Source organism: Bartonella rattimassiliensis 15908, assembly GCF_000278215.1.
GTDB lineage: Bacteria > Pseudomonadota > Alphaproteobacteria > Rhizobiales > Rhizobiaceae > Bartonella > Bartonella rattimassiliensis.
The window spans coordinates 284,033-305,509 of the sequence record NZ_JH725065.1 but is presented as its reverse complement, the minus strand read 5'-3'; the positions used below and the strand labels follow the sequence as shown (position 1 = coordinate 305,509).

Annotated in this window: 16 protein-coding genes; 4 read left to right on the top strand and 12 right to left on the bottom strand. The window is 37.4% G+C overall.

Annotated elements, in window-relative coordinates; all coding sequences use genetic code 11:
* Positions 1 to 18 precede the first annotated feature (18 nt).
* Complete coding sequence (gene trmFO / locus MCY_RS04185; protein WP_007347130.1) at positions 19 to 1,431, top strand: methylenetetrahydrofolate--tRNA-(uracil(54)-C(5))-methyltransferase (FADH(2)-oxidizing) TrmFO; 1,413 nt, start codon at positions 19 to 21, stop codon at positions 1,429 to 1,431.
* Between the two features lie 1,160 nt (positions 1,432 to 2,591).
* Here the strand turns inward: trmFO and MCY_RS04180 are convergent.
* The 8 genes from MCY_RS04180 to MCY_RS04145 form a co-directional block, all read right to left on the bottom strand.
* On the bottom strand, positions 2,592 to 2,870 hold the full coding sequence (locus MCY_RS04180) for an HU family DNA-binding protein (RefSeq protein WP_007347129.1): 279 nt from the start codon (positions 2,868 to 2,870) through the stop codon (positions 2,592 to 2,594).
* Between the two features lie 230 nt (positions 2,871 to 3,100).
* Positions 3,101 to 5,527 (bottom strand): endopeptidase La, encoded by a 2,427-nt coding sequence (gene lon / locus MCY_RS04175; protein ID WP_007347128.1) that lies wholly within the window; start codon positions 5,525 to 5,527, stop codon positions 3,101 to 3,103.
* A 181-nt stretch (positions 5,528 to 5,708) separates the two neighbouring features.
* Entirely contained in the window at positions 5,709 to 6,983 is a 1,275-nt protein-coding gene (clpX, locus tag MCY_RS04170; RefSeq protein WP_007347127.1) for an ATP-dependent Clp protease ATP-binding subunit ClpX, read from the bottom strand.
* Positions 6,984 to 7,165: 182 nt separating this feature from the next.
* Positions 7,166 to 7,798 (bottom strand): ATP-dependent Clp endopeptidase proteolytic subunit ClpP, encoded by a 633-nt coding sequence (gene clpP, locus MCY_RS04165; RefSeq protein ID WP_019224347.1) that lies wholly within the window; start codon positions 7,796 to 7,798, stop codon positions 7,166 to 7,168.
* Between the two features lie 145 nt (positions 7,799 to 7,943).
* Positions 7,944 to 8,753, bottom strand: coding sequence for a glycosyltransferase family 32 protein (locus MCY_RS04160; RefSeq protein WP_007347125.1), 810 nt, complete (start codon positions 8,751 to 8,753; stop codon positions 7,944 to 7,946).
* 10 nt (positions 8,754 to 8,763) lie between these two features.
* Positions 8,764 to 10,140: a Trk system potassium transporter TrkA gene (gene trkA, locus MCY_RS04155; protein WP_007347124.1), complete on the bottom strand. Its 1,377-nt coding sequence runs from the start codon at positions 10,138 to 10,140 to the stop codon at positions 8,764 to 8,766.
* A gap of 4 nt (positions 10,141 to 10,144) precedes the next feature.
* Complete coding sequence (gene ntrX / locus MCY_RS04150) at positions 10,145 to 11,503, bottom strand: nitrogen assimilation response regulator NtrX (RefSeq protein WP_007347123.1); 1,359 nt, start codon at positions 11,501 to 11,503, stop codon at positions 10,145 to 10,147.
* A gap of 1 nt (position 11,504) precedes the next feature.
* Positions 11,505 to 13,769: a sensor histidine kinase NtrY-like gene (locus MCY_RS04145; protein WP_026088005.1), complete on the bottom strand. Its 2,265-nt coding sequence runs from the start codon at positions 13,767 to 13,769 to the stop codon at positions 11,505 to 11,507.
* Positions 13,770 to 13,946: 177 nt separating this feature from the next.
* Here MCY_RS04145 and rirA point away from each other — a divergent pair, with 177 nt between their 5' ends.
* The 3 genes from rirA to MCY_RS04130 are packed head-to-tail and all read left to right on the top strand — an operon-like array spanning position 13,947 to position 16,093.
* A complete protein-coding gene (gene rirA / locus MCY_RS04140; RefSeq protein WP_007347121.1) occupies positions 13,947 to 14,390 on the top strand; it encodes an iron-responsive transcriptional regulator RirA in 444 nt (147 codons plus the stop codon).
* Positions 14,391 to 14,414: 24 nt separating this feature from the next.
* Complete coding sequence (locus MCY_RS04135; protein WP_193352225.1) at positions 14,415 to 15,608, top strand: bifunctional 2-C-methyl-D-erythritol 4-phosphate cytidylyltransferase/2-C-methyl-D-erythritol 2,4-cyclodiphosphate synthase; 1,194 nt, start codon at positions 14,415 to 14,417, stop codon at positions 15,606 to 15,608.
* A complete protein-coding gene (locus tag MCY_RS04130; protein ID WP_007347119.1) occupies positions 15,605 to 16,093 on the top strand; it encodes a CinA family protein in 489 nt (162 codons plus the stop codon). Before MCY_RS04135 ends, MCY_RS04130 begins: the two co-directional genes overlap by 4 nt.
* Before the next feature lie 864 nt (positions 16,094 to 16,957).
* On the opposite strand, the gene MCY_RS04125 is transcribed toward MCY_RS04130, so the two are convergent.
* The 4 genes from MCY_RS04125 to MCY_RS04110 all read right to left on the bottom strand — a co-directional run bounded on the left by MCY_RS04125 (position 16,958) and on the right by MCY_RS04110 (position 21,465).
* Positions 16,958 to 17,419 carry a type II toxin-antitoxin system RatA family toxin gene (locus MCY_RS04125; RefSeq protein WP_007347118.1) on the bottom strand — a complete coding sequence of 154 codons (462 nt, stop codon included), beginning with the start codon at positions 17,417 to 17,419 and terminating at the stop codon, positions 16,958 to 16,960.
* A gap of 2 nt (positions 17,420 to 17,421) precedes the next feature.
* A complete protein-coding gene (gene lipA / locus MCY_RS04120; protein WP_007347117.1) occupies positions 17,422 to 18,384 on the bottom strand; it encodes a lipoyl synthase in 963 nt (320 codons plus the stop codon).
* A gap of 67 nt (positions 18,385 to 18,451) precedes the next feature.
* Complete coding sequence (lpdA, locus tag MCY_RS04115) at positions 18,452 to 19,912, bottom strand: dihydrolipoyl dehydrogenase (RefSeq protein WP_007347116.1); 1,461 nt, start codon at positions 19,910 to 19,912, stop codon at positions 18,452 to 18,454.
* A gap of 209 nt (positions 19,913 to 20,121) precedes the next feature.
* Positions 20,122 to 21,465, bottom strand: a complete 1,344-nt coding sequence (locus MCY_RS04110; RefSeq protein WP_007347115.1) for a pyruvate dehydrogenase complex dihydrolipoamide acetyltransferase — start codon at positions 21,463 to 21,465, stop codon at positions 20,122 to 20,124.
* Positions 21,466 to 21,477 lie beyond the last annotated feature (12 nt).

Here is a 21,477-nt window from a genome sequence, read left to right as displayed (position 1 = left end):
TTACGTTAAAAGTCTATTATGTTAAAGACACTTGATACTACAATTCATATCATCGGTGGCGGCCTTGCGGGGTGTGAAGCAAGCTGGCAAATCGCTCAGTCAGGAATTCCTGTTATTTTACATGAGATGCGCCCCCAAAAAAAATCAGCTGCCCATAAAACCGATAAATTGGCAGAACTGGTTTGTTCAAATTCATTTCGTTGTGATGATTCATCAACAAATGCCGTAGGGCTTTTACATGCTGAAATGCGATTAGCGAAATCATTAATTATGAAAGCTGCTGATGCTAACAAAGTCCCTGCAGGTAGTGCTCTTGCTGTTGACCGCGATGGATTTTCAAAAACCATTACGACAGCACTCAGGAATCATCCCCTTATATCAATAAAACATGAAGAAGTTCAAAATATTCCTCAAACTTGGAAACATGTTATCATTGCAACGGGTCCTCTTACCTCACCTGCGCTGGCTCAAGAATTACAAACAATAACCGGCACAAAGTCTCTTTCTTTTTTTGATGCTATCGCACCTATTATACATACCGATAGTATTGACATGAATATTTGTTGGTATCAGTCTCGCTATGATAAAATTGGTCCTGACGGAACAGGAAAAGATTACCTTAACTGTCCTCTAAATAAAGAACAGTATGAAATATTCGTTCAAGCGTTAAAAAATGCAGAAAAAGTAGAGTTTCGTGACTTTGAAAAAGCGCCCTATTTTGATGGATGCCTCCCCATTGAAATTATGGCTGAGCGCGGCTTTGAAACTTTAAGACATGGCCCTATGAAACCTATGGGCTTAACCAATGCCCATAATCCAACCGTTAAACCCTATGCTGTTGTTCAGCTACGCCAAGATAATAAACTTGGAACGCTTTACAACATGGTCGGCTTTCAAACAAAGCTAAAATATGGTGAACAAATCCGCATTTTTAGAATGATTCCAGGTCTTGAAAAAGCAGAGTTTGCACGCCTTGGTGGTCTTCACCGCAATACCTATCTTAACTCTCCAATTATTCTTGATCAAACTCTTCGTTTAAAACAAACAAAACGGCTACGCTTTGCAGGGCAAATTACCGGATGTGAAGGTTATGTAGAATCAGCTGCGATAGGGCTTCTTGCTGGACGTTTTGCCGCTGCAGAATATCATTATAATTATCCTTGCCTACCACCACAAACCACTGCATTCGGGGCCCTTTTGAATCATATTACAGGAGGGCACATTGTAGTAGAAGAAGCAGAAAGACAATCCTTTCAGCCAATGAATATCAATTTTGGCCTCTTTCCTCCTATTACTTCTGTTAAACATTCAGTAAACCGCTTGCCGAGTAAAGAAAAAAAATTAGCAAAAAAGCAAGCTATAACAGCGCGAGCTCTTAATGATTGTATGCAGTGGTTGACGGATAAAGAAGCAAAGAGCTCCTGTTTATAAAAAAAATACACGATTCACCCCCTCATCTACTTAATAAACCTCTATGTCTCTCGTGCAAAATCATTCTAAAGCCTTTTTTACTACTATATCCTCCAACCAATAACCACTACTCTACAGCCCCTTATTTATTCAATAATATAGTTGCTTAAAATAATTTTTGACTATAAAAAAGGCCTTTACAACCATCAATAAATTAATACAATTTAATGAATGGAAATATATAGATAATAATTGAACAATACTGTTCTCTTATTACTATTAATAAATTTATACTAATAATATACATTGCTAACAGTAATTTTTTGTTTTGTAATTTCCTCCCTCAAACTTTATGATATTTTCTCCTTGTAATTCTTGTGTAATGAAGGAAAAATGCCTGCACGCATATTACAAGTTAAAATAAAGATAGGAGAAAAAATATTTTAAAACAGAGTTCAATATATCTCTTCCATCTAAAATTCTAAGAAAAATCACAATATTGAAAGAATAAAAATGATGACACCAGTTTATAAACTTACAATGAATTGATTTATAACGATAATTTATATCTTTCTATATTGAATGAGAAATCTCAATACCGTAAGATTCTTTCATTTCATACTTCTTTATAGTAAATTAATAAAAATCATCCATTTAGTGCATCACAAGAGAGGGTAGCATATAAATAAAGAACTATTAAAGAAAAGAATAAAATAGTTCTCTATGCACCCATTCCAAATGTCGAAAAATAGTCGCAATGTTATAGAAATTTATAAAGACTGAGAAAAAACAGTATGATGGTATCAACTTTCACTTTTATTAAGCGCAAAAACGGTAGAATAGCTTTATACACTTCACAGAATCTTTTGCCCTATACTATTTACGAATACTATCTTTAAAATAAATACTCTAGCATTTTAGCATCATAAAGATTAGCATCATATTTATAAATCATAAAGCCCTCTACTACTACACCTATTTCATGGAGAAAACTAAAAGTAATATATCTCAAACCTACGGCATCTTATACAATGCTTAAAATCATTAAAAAAAACACCAGAAATACATCGAATAAGTAGAATACCGTAAAGTTTAGAAATTCCTATATGAAAAACATATATAATATATATTAAAAAAAAACCCGCTTATAAATAAATCGGGTTTTTTTTATGTTATTTAAATTACTTTTTGTTAACTGCTTCTTTAAGGCTTTTTCCTGCAGAAAATTTAGGTACAGAACGCGCTGGAATTTCGATTTCAGCACCAGTTGAAGGATTACGCCCCTTAGTAGCAGCACGATGAGAAACTTCAAAAGAGCCAAAACCTGGAAGACGAACATCACCCCCTGAAGCTAAAGCTTCTGTTACAGAAGCCATAAAAGCATCAACAACAGCACCAGCTTGCGTTTTAGAAACACCTGCCTTTTCAGCAACGGAGCTAACCAATTCACTTTTATTCATAGAACATTTCCTTTCCCTATATTACCTGACAACATAACTTAGTCATGTCATTGGTTAGTTTATTGAAAAGTACAGCAAACAGAAGTCTTATTTTTACCCAAAACATTGTTTTTTTAGCAATAATCACAGTTATTCACGGATTTTTTCACTTTTTTCAACAAAAAACAGAATAATAACCACAACAACACTTTCTAGCACTAAAAAATATTATCATAAATGAGATGAGTGAATCAGTGCGCAATCTGTATCCCTTCACTATCGCTGTTCTCTGATCTGATAGGTACAGCCACTGTAGAGGGTTCTTTCCATTCGATAGTATCAGGAAAATGAATCAAAGCGTGTTTTAAAACTTCACTTATATGATTTACCGGAATAATTTCCATGTTATTTTTAACATCATCAGGAATATCAACTAAATCCTTGGCGTTTTCTTCAGGAATCAGTACTTTTTTGATCCCTCCTCGAAGAGCTGCTAAGAGTTTTTCTTTTAATCCACCAATTGGCAAAACACGTCCACGTAAAGTAATTTCACCAGTCATTGCAATATCTTTATGCACAGCTATTCCTGTAAGAACCGAAACAATTGCTGTCACCATTGCAATCCCAGCAGATGGCCCATCCTTTGGTGTTGCTCCCTCTGGAACATGAACATGGATATCGCGTTTTTCAAAAAGTGGCGGTTCAATACCAAAATCAATAGCACGAGAACGTACATAAGATGCCGCTGCTGAAATGGACTCTTTCATAATATCACGTAAATTTCCAGTTACAGTCATCTTACCTTTGCCGGGCATCATAACTCCTTCAATGGTCAATAACTCTCCACCGACTTCTGTCCACGCAAGACCTGTTACAACACCAATTTGATTTTCCCTTTCAATCTGATTATAATGATAGCGTTTAACGCCCAAGAAATCACTAATATTACTTTCTGTAACTTTTACAGATTTTTGATGCGTTTTGAGAATTTTTGTAACAGATTTACGGGCAACTTTCATGAGTTCACGCTCAAGATTACGAACTCCTGCTTCACGTGTGTAAAACTGAATAATTGACCTTAGTGCTCCATCAGAAATGCTGAGTTCTTTTTTAGATAAACAGTGATCTTTTAGAGCATTTGGTAAAAGATGCTGCTTAATAATTTCCATTTTCTCACATTCAGTATAACCAGCAATACGAATAATTTCCATTCGATCCATTAACGGACCTGGGATATTAAGCGTATTTGCTGTCGTGATAAACATGACATCAGAAAGATCATATTCAACTTCCAAGTAGTGATCAACGAATGCACCATTTTGTTCAGGATCAAGAACTTCTAATAAAGCGGATGAAGGATCTCCACGAAAATCCTGTCCCATTTTATCAATTTCATCAAGCAAGAAAAGTGGATTAGATTTTTTTGCTTTTTTCATAGACTGGATAATTTTTCCAGGCATCGAACCAATATACGTTCGGCGATGTCCACGAATTTCTGCTTCATCCCGTACACCTCCCAACGAAATACGAACATATTCACGCCCCGTTGCCTTTGCAATAGAGCGAGCTAATGATGTTTTACCCACACCAGGAGGACCTAATAAACAAATAATGGGGCCTTTTATCTTTAACGCGCGACTCTGTACCGCTAAATATTCAATAATTCGCTCCTTAACTTTTTCAAGACCGAAATGTTCATTATTCATGACCTTTTCAGCAAAATCTAAATTATTTTTAATCTTAGATTTTTTACCCCAAGGCATAGCTAATAACCAATCAAGATAGTTACGTACAACTGTTGCTTCTGCTGACATAGGGGACATATTTCGTAATTTTCTCAATTCCGCCTCAGCTTTTTCCTGTGCCTCCTTGGAAAATTTTGTATTCTTGATACGGTCTTCTAGTTCAGAGAGCTCATCTCGGCTATCATCACCTGCTCCTAATTCTTTTTGAATAGCCTTCATCTGCTCATTGAGATAGTATTCCCGTTGGTTCTTCTCCATTTGACGTTTAACGTGCGAACGAATACGTTTTTCAACCTGCAAAACAGAAATTTCCCCTTCCATAAAGGACAAAACACGTTCAAGACGAGCCCGTACAGGTAAGAGCTCTAATATTTCCTGTTTCTCTCCAAGTTTAATCATCAAATGAGAGGTAATCGTATCAGCAAGTTTAGAAGGATTATCAATCTGACCAATCGCATTAACAACTTCAGGAGAGATCTTTTTATTAAGCTTTACATAGTTTTCAAAATAAGCAATCACTGACCTTGAAAGAGCTTCAATCTCAACATTGCTCTCTCTAGGTTCTTCTGTAACAGTTGCAAAAGCTTGATGATAACCTTCATTTAAAGAAAATTGACTAATTTTTGCACGTGCTGTCCCTTCAACCAAAACCTTTACAGTACCATCAGGAAGCTTTAAAAGTTGAAGAATATTAGCAAATGTACCAATGTGATAAATATCCTCTGATTTTGGATCATCATCAGAAGCATTTTTTTGTGTTACCAAGAGTATTTGCTTGTCAACCGCCATCGTTTCTTCAAGAGCACGAATCGATTTTTCGCGACCCACAAAAAGTGGAACAATCATATGGGGGAAAACAACAATATCACGAAGAGGTAAAACAGCATAAACGCCATCTCTTACTTCATCTGTCTTTTCATCAATATATTGCATAACTCTCCTTTCTGGAGTCTATGAGCTATCTGCAACAACAAGCCCATTCTAAGAAAACTCAGCTCTCCATAATATATGAAGTGGTAATTGCTAACACATAAATCAAGCACTATAACGATATTATTAGAAAAGCCCATCAAATACCGTTCATTACCATTTTTATATTGTATATCGCATAATGTCACGCTGATACATTTTCTTTATCTTCTGCACGTTCTGAGTAAATATAAAGAGGACGCGCCTTCCCATCAACGACGTCGCTTGAAATAACCACTTTTTGAACACCTTCAAGAGCTGGTAGCTCAAACATTGTCTCAAGAAGAATCTTTTCCATAATTGAACGTAAACCACGTGCACCAGTTTTACGTTCAATTGCTTTCTTCGCAATAACACGTAATGCATCTTCATGAAATGCTAACTCAACATTTTCCATTTCAAAAAGGCGCTGATATTGCTTTACTAACGCATTTTTAGGTTGTGATAAAATTTGCACAAGGGCATTAACGTCTAAATCCTCTAAGGTAGCAACTATAGGAAGACGCCCAATAAACTCTGGTATTAATCCAAATTTTATAAGATCTTCAGGCTCTAAGTCGCGAAAAATTTCACCTACACAACGCTCATCAGGCGCCTTAACGGTCGCAGAAAAACCAATAGAAGTTTTTTCACCACGCCCTGAAATAATCCGTTCTAAACCTGCAAAAGCTCCACCACAAATAAATAAGATGTTTGTGGTATCAACCTGAAGAAACTCTTGTTGTGGATGTTTACGTCCACCTTGAGGAGGAACAGAAGCAATTGTTCCTTCCATAATTTTTAATAATGCTTGCTGAACTCCTTCCCCCGAAACATCTCTTGTAATAGAAGGATTATCAGCTTTACGAGAAATCTTATCAACCTCATCAATATAGACAATACCACGCTGCGCGCGTTCAACATTATAATCCGCAGCTTGAAGGAGCTTTAAAATAATATTTTCAACATCTTCACCTACATAGCCTGCCTCAGTCAAAGTTGTCGCATCCGCCATTGTAAAAGGTACATCAATAATACGTGCTAATGTTTGCGCGAGATAAGTTTTACCACAGCCCGTTGGACCAACAAGAAGAATGTTTGATTTAGCTAATTCAATATCATTGCTTTTAGACTGATGTGCCAATCGTTTATAATGATTATGAACAGCAACAGAAAGAACACGCTTCGCATGCTGCTGACCAATAACATAATCATCAAGAACCGTTATAATTTCCTGTGGAGTAGGAACACCATCACGCACCTTAACTCCAGAAGATTTATTTTCTTCCCGAATAATATCCATGCAAAGCTCTACACACTCATCACATATAAATACAGTAGGCCCTGCAATGAGCTTACGAACCTCATGCTGACTCTTGCCGCAGAACGAGCAATAGAGAGTATTCTTTGATTCGTTCCCGCTATTGCTAATTTTGCTCATTTTTCTTTCCTTTCACCACGACACATGAATACTCCGCCTTTTCAAGAAAGCTTTTCATCATGAAAACCAAAAGACATATAGAAAACCATGCATGTCTCAATATTTTTAGGTGCTTCTCTTATTTTTGCGATATTTTTATAAAACTCTTTATTTTAAAGTAACTGTTTTTTCTATAAAAATCCTTAATATTTTTCTTCTTTTTCAGTTTCTGCACGATATTGTATAACATCATCAACTAAGCCAAACGCTTTGGCTTCTTCTGCTGTCATAAAATGATCGCGATCGAGAGTTCTCTCAATAACCTCATAATCTTGACCTGTATGTTGAACATAAATTTCATTTAAACGCCGTTTCATCTTTATAATATCTTGCGCGTGTCGCTCAATATCCGAAGCTTGCCCCTGAAAACCACCAGATGGCTGATGCACCATAATACGTGCATTGGGCAATGTAAAACGATGACCTTTTGCTCCAGCAGTTAACAGTAAAGACCCCATAGATGCCGCCTGCCCCATACAAAGCGTAGAAACAGGAGGACGAATAAACTGCATAGTATCATAAATAGCCATACCAGATGTCACAACACCACCTGGAGAATTAATATAAAGACTAATTTCTTTTTTAGGATTTTCCGCTTCCAAGAAAAGCAATTGTGCACAAACAAGCATTGCCATACCGTCTTCAACAGGACCATTAATAAAAATAATCCGTTCTTTTAAAAGACGGGAAAAAATATCATAGGCCCGTTCACCACGATTAGTTTGTTCAATAACCATAGGAACAAGGCTTAATGCTGTTTTCATTGGATCACTCATATTTTTACTTTCTGCTCATATAACAATCGCTCTTTACATATTCAATATTTTATCCATATGCTAACATTACTCTTTTGTGCAAGCTACAATCAAGAGTCGCTTAAGATAGATTAAAATCCCAATGGTTAAAATAGCGATAATAACTCTATCTAAATAAATTATGAACTTCAGGAATGCGAGAAACTGCCCAATGATAAAAACTTCCTTCCTGAGGTCTTTGCGTAGTCTTGACCTTTCTGTGGATATGAAATCCTATCAAGCGTGAATCTGTAAGTGGTTGTATGCCAAAAGTTGGTTCAAAAATATACTCAGTTTTTCGCCCAGTCCAATAATAAAAAGTTTCCTTTTCCTTTGCTTCATGAAAAAAACCATATTGTTTTGCTAATCGTGAAATGCCGTCATTGCCAAATATCGTAATACCAAGATTTCCCGGTAAAATTGGCATTTTTTTTCTCTTTAACCAGAATGGTTTCCAAACACGACGCTTAAATCCAAGCCAATGAGGAATAATTTCCGTGCTTGCCCAATAATCTTCAAACACCTTTATAATAGGATTATCTGGAGGAAAATAAAGAGCAGAAACACCTACTCTTACATTATTTTCTCTTGCCAACCAAACCTTATTCGCATCTGGATGAAATTGTTTAACGAGATAAACATCTGTATCTAACCAAACACCTTGTTGATATTTCATCAGCATAACACGAAAAAAATCCGAAAACTGAACAACTGTACATCCTAATTTATCATCAGAGAAATTAGGATCAAGGCGATAAATTGCTGAACGTGGTAAAATTGATTCGGCTTCATGCAACTCAACACCAGCAGGTAAACTGTCTATTTCTTTATCATAACTAAAAAGCTTAACACGCTGTCCCGTCTTGATCATTGAGGACAAACAAAGCTTATCCACCAATCTTAATTGTCCACTATACCAAAAAGTACAAATATCCATAAATAATATATCAAAAATATTCCAAACTTACACGAAAAAGTTGTTCAACATCACGAACTCTATCAGCAAGAGCAAAAATCACTATTCTATCACCAGACAAAATACGCGTTTCTGCTGAAAGCTGTATTATTGTCTTATTGCGATAAATTGCACCAATTCTCAAACCATCTGATAAATTAAGCTCTGATAATGACTTGCCAACCAATGAAGATGTTTGCATCACTTCAGCTTCAATAATTTCAGCTCGACCATTAAAAACCGAATGAACAGCACGAATACGCCCACGACGCATTTGTTGCAAAATTCTTGATATTGTAACGCTATGGGGATTAAGATATGCATCTACACCAACTGCACGGCTAAATTCTTGGTAGGCAACATTATTAATCAACACCATATTGGCTTTGCAGCCCAATCTTCTAGCAATAATAGCGCTTAAAAGATTAACCTGATCCTGATTGGTCAATGTAATCATTAAATCCGCTTGATCAATTCCCGCATCTTGAAGAATCACTGGATCTAACACGTCACCATATAAAACTGTTGTTTTTTCAAGCTGATCAGCAATTGTAAGAGCTCTTTCTCTATGCGATTCTATAATCTTCAACTTTAATTTATGGAGACGCTTTTCAATAGCCTGAGCAACATAAAGGCCAATGTGCCCCCCTCCTGCAATAATCATGCGGTGGGCATCTTGTTCTTTATGACCAAAAAGCCCAACAGCACGACGCATCTGCTCACGAGCAACAACAAGATAAGTTATATCACCAACGTATAATTGTGTTTCTGAATGTGCAACTAATAATTTCGAGCCACGTTTAATCGCAGTAACCGTTGTGTGAAGATCCGGAAAAAGCTCTGTTAATTGACGCAAAGGTGTATTAATAACTGGACAATCTTCCATGCATTCCAAAGCTAGCGCAACAATATCATCATTACAAAAATAAAGAACGTCTATTGCACCAGGTAAAGCAATACGACGTAAAACCATTTCCCCAACTTCAACTTCTGGAGAAATAACTACATCAATAGGAATATTTTCTCTGGAAAAAAGCGTCTTATAACGTGGCTCTAAATAAGATTGGGAACGAATACGAGCAATTTTTGTTGGAACATTAAATAATGAATGTGCTACCTGGCAAGCCACCATATTCACTTCATCAAACAAAGTGACGGCAATCAACATATCAGCTTTATCTGCATCTGCCGCCAAAAGAACTTCAGGACGTGAACCATGACCAACAAAACCTCTCACATCCAATGTATCGCGAATTTTTTCAATTAATCTCGTTTCAATATCAATAACAGTCACATCGTGATTTTCAGCAGCAAGACGCTCTGCTATCCCATAACCAACCTGTCCCGCCCCACAAATAATAACACGCATAACCTTAAGAAACTCCAAGTGCTTTAAGTTTACGATGCAAAGCTGAACGCTCCATACCTATAAATTCAGCAGTACGCGAGATATTTCCCCCCAAACGCCCAATTTGCGCTACTAAATACCTCTTTTCAAACAACTCTCGTGCTTCACGCAATGGTAAATCCATTATACTCTCATCTGAATCCATTTGAAAACGGGGCAAAGAATCACTCACTTCACTGGGAAGAAATTCCGCTGTTATGGGACCATCACCATCTCGAACAAGAATAAGAAGACGCTCAATATTATTACGTAATTGCCTTACATTGCCCGGCCAAGCGTGGGTTTGCAAAATAGCGATCACATCATCACTGATTTCACGAGGCTTAATCCCAACCTGCTGTGATATCATTCTTACAAAATGATGTACAAGTTCTGGAATATCTTCACGACGTGCTGAAAGAGGCGGAACAGCAATAGGAACAACGGAAAGACGGTGAAAAAGATCTTCTCTAAAGCGCCCGTCAGAAATGAGATTTTCAAGATTTTGCGCTGTCGAAGAAATGATACGAACATCTACCTTAACACGTTTTGTTCCACCAACTCTCTCAAATGTCTGTCCCGTTAACACTCGAAGAATCTTACCTTGAGTTTCACGTGGCATATCAGCAATTTCATCAAGATATAATATTCCACCATGAGCTTCCTCTAAGGCACCGATCTTACGCTCTCTCCCCTCCATTTCGCTACCAAAAAGCTCTATTTCCATTCTTTCCGGAGTAATTGTTGCAGCATTTATTGTGACAAATGGCCCATTCGAACGCGTTGAAAGAGCATGAATAGTTCGGGCAACGGTCTCTTTTCCTGCCCCTGAAGGACCTGTTATCATAATACGACTATTGGTTGGTGCTACTTTTTCTATGGTTTGACGCAAATTCTTTATAACTGTCGATTTTCCAAGCAGTTCCAATGTCTCGTTCGAGCGCTTTCGCAATTCTAAAAGCTCACGTTTTAAATTTGAATTTTCAAGTGTTCGTTCCGCAACTAATACAAGTCTATCAGCCTTAAAAGGCTTTTCAATGAAATCATAAGCTCCTCGTTTTATAGCTGAAACAGCTGTCTCAATATTACCATGACCAGAGATCATAACAATCGGAAGAGCCGGATATTGGGCTTTTATTTCATCAAGCAGCGCTAAACCATCAAGACGACTTCCCTGTAACCAAATATCCAAAAAAATGAGCTTTGGAATACGTTCACTAATTTGAGCCAATGCTTCATCAGAGTTACAAGCAACACGCGTTTCATAACCCTCATCATCTAAAATACCAGCAACAAGTTCACGAATATCTACTTCATCATCAACAATCAAAATATCTGCTACCATATTATTCCCCTATCTTATAACTTATGGCTTGGATAATATCACCCTGCTTACCCCCTTCCGCTGGAAATATCAAACGGATCATCGCACCACGACCTTCATAAAAGCTCTCTGGTGCATCATGAAGCTCCATAGAACCACCGTGATCTTCAATAACTTTGCGCACAATGGCTAACCCGAGTCCCGTTCCTTTTTCCCGCGTTGTTATATAGGGTTCTAATAACTTTTGTCTTTGCTCTTTAGGAAGTCCTTTCCCGTTATCAACAACATCCACAACCACCCATTCTTGTTGACGATAAGAACGAACAAGAATATGACCGTGAATATTTTCCTCTCGCATGACCGAATCTATAGATTCGCTCGCGTTTTTGATAACATTGCAAAAAGCCTGTACAATAAGACGATTATCAAATGCACCCATAAGTGGTAGAATTCCTAAGTCTTGTTCAAAATGAATATCATGTCGTGTCACCTCTATCAAAAAACATGCTTCGCGCAACAATTCGCGTATATCTAAAACATGCATTTGGGGTTTGGGCATACGTGCAAAAGAGGAAAATTCATCAACCATACGCCCAATATCTCCAACCTGTCGAATAATTGTTTCAATACACCGCTCAAAAACCTCTCTATCTTGTGTAATAACTTTATTATAACGTTTACGAATACGCTCAGCAGATAACTGAATAGGTGTGAGAGGATTTTTAATTTCGTGAGCAATACGCCGTGCAATATCCGCCCACGCTGCTGTACGCTGCGCTGCAACAAGGTCTGTAATATCATCGATTGTTAGAACCCACGATTGCTCCTGTCCATCCTTCTCCTCCATCGTAACTTGGACATTACAGACACGCTCTTTTCCTGCAACATTTAAAGTAACCTGCTCACGATGATTTTTACGATCCAACGAACGTGCAAACTGAAAAACCTGCCAAATTTCAGCACTTAAAGATAAAAGACTTTGTCCAACAACATGTTCAGAGCGAATATCAAACATCGATTCAATAGACCGATTGATAATTGTAATATCACCATTATCATCTATACCTGCTACTCCTGCTGTTACTCCCGATAACACAGCTTCAGAAAAACGCCTTCTCTCATCAATTTGATCTCGCACTGCAATCAACTCATTGCGTCGACTTTTCAATTCACTGACCATGTAATTAAAAGTTTTGGATAATTGCCCAATATCTCCATCTTTTGCTCGTACTGGCACAAAAATTTCCATATTTCCAGAAGCAACATCATCAGCAGCACTAATGAGAAGACGAATAGGACGTACTAAACGATCAGCGACAGCAATAGCAGCCCAAATAGCTGATAAAAATAAACTAAAAAAAAGACACAGATAAAGCATACCAAATGCAATTTGTGTCAGCAGACGATTCTCATTTAAATCACGATAACGATCTGTATTAACTTCTGTCAAACGCAAAGCAGATAAAACGCCTTTATCAACGTCACGGACCAAATATAAAAATGTATTTGGAATATTGGTAAATTTTAAAACAATACCAAAATAATCATGAACGCCTGGTTGAAAAGAAAAAGGCCGCGCACTGGTTGCACGTTTAATAAGATTGGAAGGAGGGATTGGCAGTTTATCCTCACCACCAAGAGCGCTCGATACAAAAATAGCTCCGCTAGAACTTAACAAAAATGCACCACGCAAATTGCGCCCTAAAGCATGACGCGTTAATTGCATTCGATATTCAACTGGATTACGTTCTAAAAGCTTTTTGTTATCAAGTGCAAATGCCATAGCGTAGGATAAATTTTTTAAATTTTGAAGCATTTCATCTGCATAAGCATTCGCTAAATCAATAGAAGAACCTACAATTTGTCGCGTTGTTGTATCAAACCACCGATCAAGTCCCAAATTCAGTGTTGGACCCGATACAAGAGCCACAGCAACAGCAGGCATTGTTGCAACAAGTGCAAACAATGAAATAAGGCGCACATGAAGACGCGAGCCTGCACGTCTTGAACGCCAAGCACGAATGATAGGAATCATCTCATAAAAAACGATGACAACAAGCCCTAAAACCCAAAAACTATTAATCCCTATAAGAATAAGGGTTACTGTTCTACTAGGAACAACAGGGGTCAAACCAATAAGAATAATAAACGAAACAGAGGCTGTAAGTAAAGCCAATACAATAATTGCAACCCCTAAAAAGATATATACCCTACTTAAACGATACAACTCATCATTATAAGTATTTTTATCTATGTCTTGAAGATTCGTCACGGATGTTGCATTCATCATAAGCTTATAGATCCTTATCTTATTAGTTCTCATATAACCTTTTGTGACAAAAATTGACAATAATAATACTCCATTTTAAATAGGGTAAATATAGTCAATGAAAAAGAACTTCTTCATTCTACAAAATATCTTGAAAATAAACTGCCTTCGACAATACTTTACAAAGGAAATGAGATGCGATTAACAAAACAAACAAATTATGCTCTTCGAATGCTCATGTATTGTGCAGATAATCAAGGATCACTTAGTCGTGTTCCAGAAATTGCTAAAACATATGCCGTTTCAGAACTTTTCTTATTTAAAATCCTTCAACCACTTGTTCAAGCAGGTTTTATACAAACAGTACGTGGACGCAATGGTGGTGTTAAATTAGCGAAGCCTGCAGCAGAAATTTCAGTCGCTGATGTTGTGAAAGTTACAGAAGATAACTTTTCTCTAGCAGAATGTTTCAATACTACAGAACCAACTTGCCCATTGATAGATTTTTGTGGTTTAAATACCGCACTTCAAAAAGCATTAAATGCTTTTTTTGAGGTGTTGGCAGTGATATCCTTGGCTGATCTACAACGACAACCATTTCAAAATCATTTTAAAATTAATGATAAAAGAGTAAACTAAGATTATAACACAAGGAGATTAAGTATTTCTATTGCAGCAATAATATTAGCCGCTGGACGCGGTAAACGAGCAGGATCTCCCCATAAAACTCCAAAACAATATCGGCTTTTAGGACAAAAGCCGATTATTTATCGCACCGTACATTGTTTTTTGCAGCATCCAGCCATCACAACGATTATCCTTGTTATTCATCCAGAAGATCGTCAAATCTGTGAACAAGCTATTGCCGATTTTAAAAAGCACCTTATTATAATTGAAGGAGGCAATACACGCCAAATCTCTACCTTACATGGACTTCAGGCACTCAAAAAACTTAAGCCCCAATATGTGCATATTCATGATGGTGCGCGACCCTTTATCGAAAACAAGCTCCTTGATAACATTCATAGCACCGTCAATCATCAAGAAGGCGTTCTTCCCGTTCTCGCCATTTCTGATACTCTTAAACGCGTTGATAGCATATACCATGTTTTAGAAACAATCCCACGCACGAATCTTTATAGTGCACAAACTCCACAGTGTTTTCCCTTTGAATGCATCTTAGATGCCCATGAAAAAGCAATGCAAACTTGTAAAAAAGAATTTACTGATGACTCTGCAATCGCCGAATGGTTTGGGATTCCTATGCGAACCATACCAGGAGATCCTCATAATATAAAAATTACATGGCACGAAGATTTTGATATCGCCCATTTATATCTCCAGAAAAAAACGCAAATGTTTCTTGATATACGTACTGGTAATGGTTATGATGTTCACTCTTTCGAAGAGGGAAGTTTTCTTATCTTATGTGGCATAAAAATCCCTTTTCATAAAAAATTAAATGGACACTCCGATGCTGATGTTGCTTTTCATGCATTAACAGATGCCCTTCTCGCTACGCAAGGTGCAGGGGATATTGGCACACATTTTCCCTCCTCTGATCCTCAATGGAAAAATGCACCATCAGAAATTTTTCTACGTCATGCTCTTGGTATTCTAAAAAAAGCAGGTGGTCGTATTGCCAATGTTGATATCACAATTATTGCTGAAAATCCTAAAATTGGTCCTTATCGTCATGCTATGACAGAAAATCTTATGACAATACTTGCAATTACACCTGACCGAATCTCTATCAAAGCAACCACAAATGAAAAGATCGGATTTATTGGTCGTGGTGAAGGAATTGCTGCTCTTGCAACAGTAAGCGTTCTTTATCCAGGAGAAATTCCCCAATGACATATTTTTGTGAAAAACAAGCACGTGAAGTTCTTAATACCTGTCGCAAAAAAGGTTTGATATTAACAACTGTAGAGTCTTGTACAGGCGGTCTCATTGCTGCAAACCTTACAAATATTGCAGGCTCATCAGATATTCTCGATTGTGGATTTGTTGTTTATTCAGATGAATCCAAAACACGCCTTGTTGGCGTATGCGCTGAACTTATAAAAACCCATGGTGCCGTTTCAAAGGAAGTTTCTCTTGCAATGGCTGTGGGCGGATTAAAACATTCACAAGCTGACATTGCAGTTTCTGTAACAGGAATTGCAGGTCCAGGAGGTGCAAGTCTTAATAAACCTGTAGGACTTGTGCATTGCACGGTTGCTTATAAAAACCATGAAACTCTGCACAAAAAAATGCACTTTGGCCATCTTAATCGCAATGCTATCCGCCATGCAACTGTTGAAAATGCTTTTAAAATGATTCTGGAATTGCTTCACTGAATTCTCCACGCCAATTTCAAAACGCTCTATTCCACATAAAATTTATAATTATCAACACCTTGAAAAAATAATTTAGTAGCATAACGTGGAAATGAAAGACCTGAATATTGTAAGATTATTTCATTTCAATTCTGTGTGTGTTGAATTAATAAAATTTAATTATTTGTACATTACAAACAAGAAAAGCTATATGGATAAAAATTATTAAAGAAAGAAAAACCTATGCCCACCTCAAGATCAATGCATTGATTGATCATGATAAATCATCAATTGTTAACTTTAACAAAAGCCCTGAATATTGTAAAATTCTCTCATTGCCCCTCTCTCATATTGAATCCATTAAAATCACTTATTTGTGACATCATAAGTAGCACTGGCATGGAGGTAAAAACTGTACAAAAAGAGAAAAATGCCTCTTATAAATGCTCTCAAATGCAAGAGCTGTAGCAATAAAGAGCTGCTAAAATGTGTGATAGTGCCGACTTGCTTTTTTTATTAAGCGTAAAGATAGGAGTGCTCTATAAATTTTATCTTATTTATGGGAGCTTTATCGTCATATTCTTCATAAGTTCCGTTCTGAAATTGTCTTAGATACTTTAAGACATGTCTCTTAAAAGCACGCAACTGCACAACAAAAATCTCTTCTGTTTAGGGGTGTTCTGTTTTGCGCGAGAGCCTTCCTCCTATTTAAAAACGTCAAAAATAAAAGGGGAAGAAAATACGTAATCTCCATTATCTAAAATGATATTTTTTATATGCTTTTGAAAGCCGAAAAACTGAATTAAAAAACTAGTAAGGATAGAAATCGATTTTTATCTTCACGCTTTTATAAGCAATGTGTATTGTAAAAAATAATAGAACAGATTATGTTTCCTGAAAGCCATAAATCTGATGTGCACGTTTCTCAAAAGCATCGGTAAATTTACGAAATGCAATGTCAAACATTGAGCCCATCACGCGTCCAAGTATTCTATTTTTAAATTCATAATCAATGAAAAACTCTACATTACATGCATTGGTGTTTTCAATATTATAAAATGACCAGCAGTTTTCAAGATATTTAAATGGACCATCAATATATTTAACTTCTATCAAATTTTTCTTTGGTTGAAGAAAAACTTGGGTCGTGAAAGTTTCTCGAATAACCTTATAGCCAACTGTCATATCTGCAACAAGTAATGTCTTTTCTTCACATTCCTTTCGAGAACGTATTATTAAAGCCTCACACATTGGTAAAAACTCAGGATAACGTTCAATATCTGACACAAGATTAAACATCTGACGCGCACTATGGGCAACCTGCCGGTGTGTTGAAAAAGTTGGCATAGCTATCTCTGTAAGGAAAATTTCTCATCGCGTGCTTTTTGCAAAATGGCAAAATCATCCCCCGCATGATGAGACGAACGCGTCAAAGGATTGGAAGCCATATGTAAAAATCCTTTTACTTTACCAATTTTAGCAAAAGACTCAAACTCTTCAGGAGGCACAAAACGAATAACCGGATGATGTTTTCGTGTAGGTTGCAAATATTGTCCAATTGTCATAAAGTCAACATCAGCAGAGCGCAAATCATCCATCAATTGCAAAATTTCATTTCTCTCCTCCCCAAGTCCAACCATAATTCCTGACTTTGTGAAGATTGTCGGGTCAAGCTCTTTAACACGTTGTAAAAGCCGAACCGAATGAAAATAACGTGCTCCTGGACGAACCTTCAAATATTTAGAAGGAACTGTTTCTAAGTTATGATTAAAAACATCAGGCTTAGCAGCAACAACAACTTCTAAAGCACCATCCTTATGACGAAAATCAGGTGTAAGAACTTCAATTGTCGTTTTAGGCGCTTTTTGACGAATCGCATAAATAACTTTTGCAAAATGCTCAGCACCACCATCAGCAAGATCATCACGATCAACAGATGTAATGACAACATGTTTTAATTCCATCCGCGCAACAGCATCGGCTACACGTTTTGGCTCGTTATCATCAACTGCAAGCGGAATACCTGTTGCAACATTACAAAAAGCACAAGCACGCGTACATATTTCACCCAAAATCATAAAGCTAGCGTGACGCTGACTCCAACATTCACCAATATTTGGGCAACCTGCTTCTTCACACACAGTTACTAATTTATGAGTACGGACAATACCATGCGTCTCTTTATAAATCGGTGATGTTGGCGCTTTTACACGAATCCAATCCGGCTTTTTTTGAATGATTGTATCCGGACGATGCGCCTTTTCAGGATGACGCAAACGTCTATTCGTAACTCTATCAACAACCGTAACCATTTAAGCCTTTGCCTTATAAATACGAAGCAGCGATGAAAAATACAGGATTTTTCATATAATCCAGTTATCAAGCATTTAAAACCTGACCATAAGCATCCAAGACACTTTCTTTCATCATTTCTGATAGAGTCGGATGTGGAAAGACAGTATGCATTAATTCTTCCTCTGTTGTTTCAAGATTCATGGCAATGACAAAACCCTGTATCAGTTCTGTTACCTCAGCTCCTACCATATGTGCGCCAAGAAGCTGTCCTGTTTTTTTATCAAAAATCGTTTTTACTAACCCTTGATCTTCACCCAAAGCAATCGCCTTGCCATTTGCTGAAAAAGAATAACGACCAATACGTATATCATAACCCGCTTCTTTGGCTGCAGCTTCTGAAAAGCCTACAGAAGCAACTTGCGGTGTACAATAGGTACATCCTGGAATTTTTTTCTTATCAAGTGGATGAACATTCTTTAAACCAGCAAGATGGTCAATACATATAACGCCTTCTTCTTCTGCTTTATGGGCTAACATAGGAGGACCTGCCACATCACCGATAGCATAAATACCTGCAATCCCTGTCCAGCTCCATTCATCTGTTACAATACACCCACGATCGATTTTTATTCCCAAAGCTTCTAACCCAAGATTCTCAATATTACCCTGTACCCCAACAGCGGAAATTAACCGATCAACAGTTACTTTCTCTATTTTACCTTGAACATCAATATATATAGTTACAGAATCAGAGGATTTTTCAACCTTTGTGACTTTTGCTTGGCAAAGAATGCGTAAACCTTTTTTCTCTAACTGTTTACGAGCAAATGTTGAAATTTCAATATCTTCAGCAGGCATAATGTGGGACATCATTTCAACAACAGTCACCTCAGCCCCCATATCACGATAAAAAGAAGCAAATTCAATGCCAATAGCCCCAGATCCTATGACCAAAAGCGACTTTGGCATTGCTGGAGGTATCATAGCTTCAAAATAAGTCCAAATGAGTTTTCCATCTGGTTCAATACCAGGAAGGATACGAGGACGTGCACCCGTGGCAATAATGATATGCTTTGCTTGATAAGTTCCCTCCCCTAATGTCCCTTTAGGTATGGGATTTTGTGGTTGCATAACTGGTTTGGAGGATGAAGAAACCATAATTTCTGCTGGTTGATTTCCCTTCGCTTCTTTAGTAAGCTTTGCTTCACCCCATATGATATCAATTTTGTTTTTTTTCATTAAAAAACCAACACCGGTATTTAAACGTGCTGAAACACCACGTGAACGTGCTACAATATCTTTGATATTTGCTTCAATTGAACCATTAATTTTTAATCCATAATCTTTTGCATGTTCAGCAAAGTGTTTCATTTCCGCTGAACGTAAAAGGGCCTTTGTTGGAATACAACCCCAATTTAAACAAATCCCTCCTAAATGTTCACGCTCAACAATCGCAGTCTTAAAGCCACATTGCGCTGCACGAATTGCGGTTACATATCCGCCTGGACCTGATCCAATCACAATTACATCATAAAGATTTGCCACAGTAATTCCTCCATGGAGATATATAAAATGGATATGCACTTTTCGAACTTAAGACTGAAAATCAACATGACGAAATTAATGTCTTTTACTCTAAGCTTCACATAAATGCTTTACCCAAACTGAAACAGCAATAACATTGCTCTTTAAATTTTGTTTTCCCTCTCTTAACGCACTCTCTCACAATTTACATGAAGAACTGTTTAAACAATTCAAACCAGCATTGCTAATGGATTTTCAATTATATTCTTAAAAGTCCGGGCAAGCTCTGCTGCTAAAGCACCATCAACAGCACGATGATCAGCAGAAAGTGTAACCGACATAACTGTTGCAACAGCTAATGTACCATTTTTAACAACTGCGCGTTGCTCCCCTGCACCAATCGCAAAAATCGTCGCATGCGGTGGATTAAGGATAGCAGAAAAACTTTTTACACCATACATCCCCATATTTGATACAGCTGTTGTTCCCCCCTGATATTCTTCCATTTTTAATTTACGTTCACGCGCACGCTTTGCAAAATCCTTCATCTCCTTAGAAATAAGCGATAATGATTTTTCTTCTGCATGACGAATAATTGGCGTAATCAACCCATTGGAAATAGAAACAGCAACCCCAACATCACAATGTTTATGATGAAGCATTCCATCTTCAAGCCAAGAGACATTCGCATTAGGAACCGCCTTTAAAGAAAGTGCGACAGCTTTGATCACCATATCATTAACAGAAAGCTTATAAATAGGCTCAGCTTCTTCCTGCATTTTAACCATTGATGCAGCAGCATTCAGTTGTGTACGCAGTGCCAATAATGCATCAAGTTCACAATCTACCGTGACATAAAAATGAGGAATTCTCTGTTTTGATTCTACCAAACGTGTAGCGATCGTGGTACGCATATTATTATGAGGTGTGAAAATATATTCATCCTCTCTGAAGAGTTTTAATATCTGTTTGTCAGAACCACCTGCAGATACTAACTCTCCTATCTGTGACGAGTGAGAAATCTCAGAAATATTACCACTCACAGCTTTTTCTACATCGCGCTTGATAATACGCCCATACGGGCCACTTCCAGAAATAAGAGATAAATCAAGACCTGCTTGAGATGCTAATCGCCGCGCTAAAGGAGATACAAAAAGACGAGTCTTCTTTGTATCTTGCTGTTTTAATGGCTGAGCTAATACTTCATGAGTCATTTTAGCACCTTTTAAGTCCATCTGCTTCAGAGAATCTGCTTGTTTTACGCCCTCTGGTTCTTGTCTTGTAGAAGAAGGCACTTCTTCTACAGCTTTCGCAGCTTCAGCTAAGTTCTCCCCTTCTTCTGCTAAAACAACAATCAAAGCATTCACTTTAACGCCTTGTGTTCCAGCTGGAACGACAATTTTGGCAACCGTACCTTCATCAACGGACTCCACTTCCATCGTCGCTTTATCCGTCTCAATTTCAGCAATAATATCACCAGAGGAAACCTTATCTCCCTCCTTAATATTCCATTTTGTTAAATTTCCCTCTTCCATCGTAGGGGAAAGTGCTGGCATTGTAATTTTAATGGGCATCGTGCTCTTCTC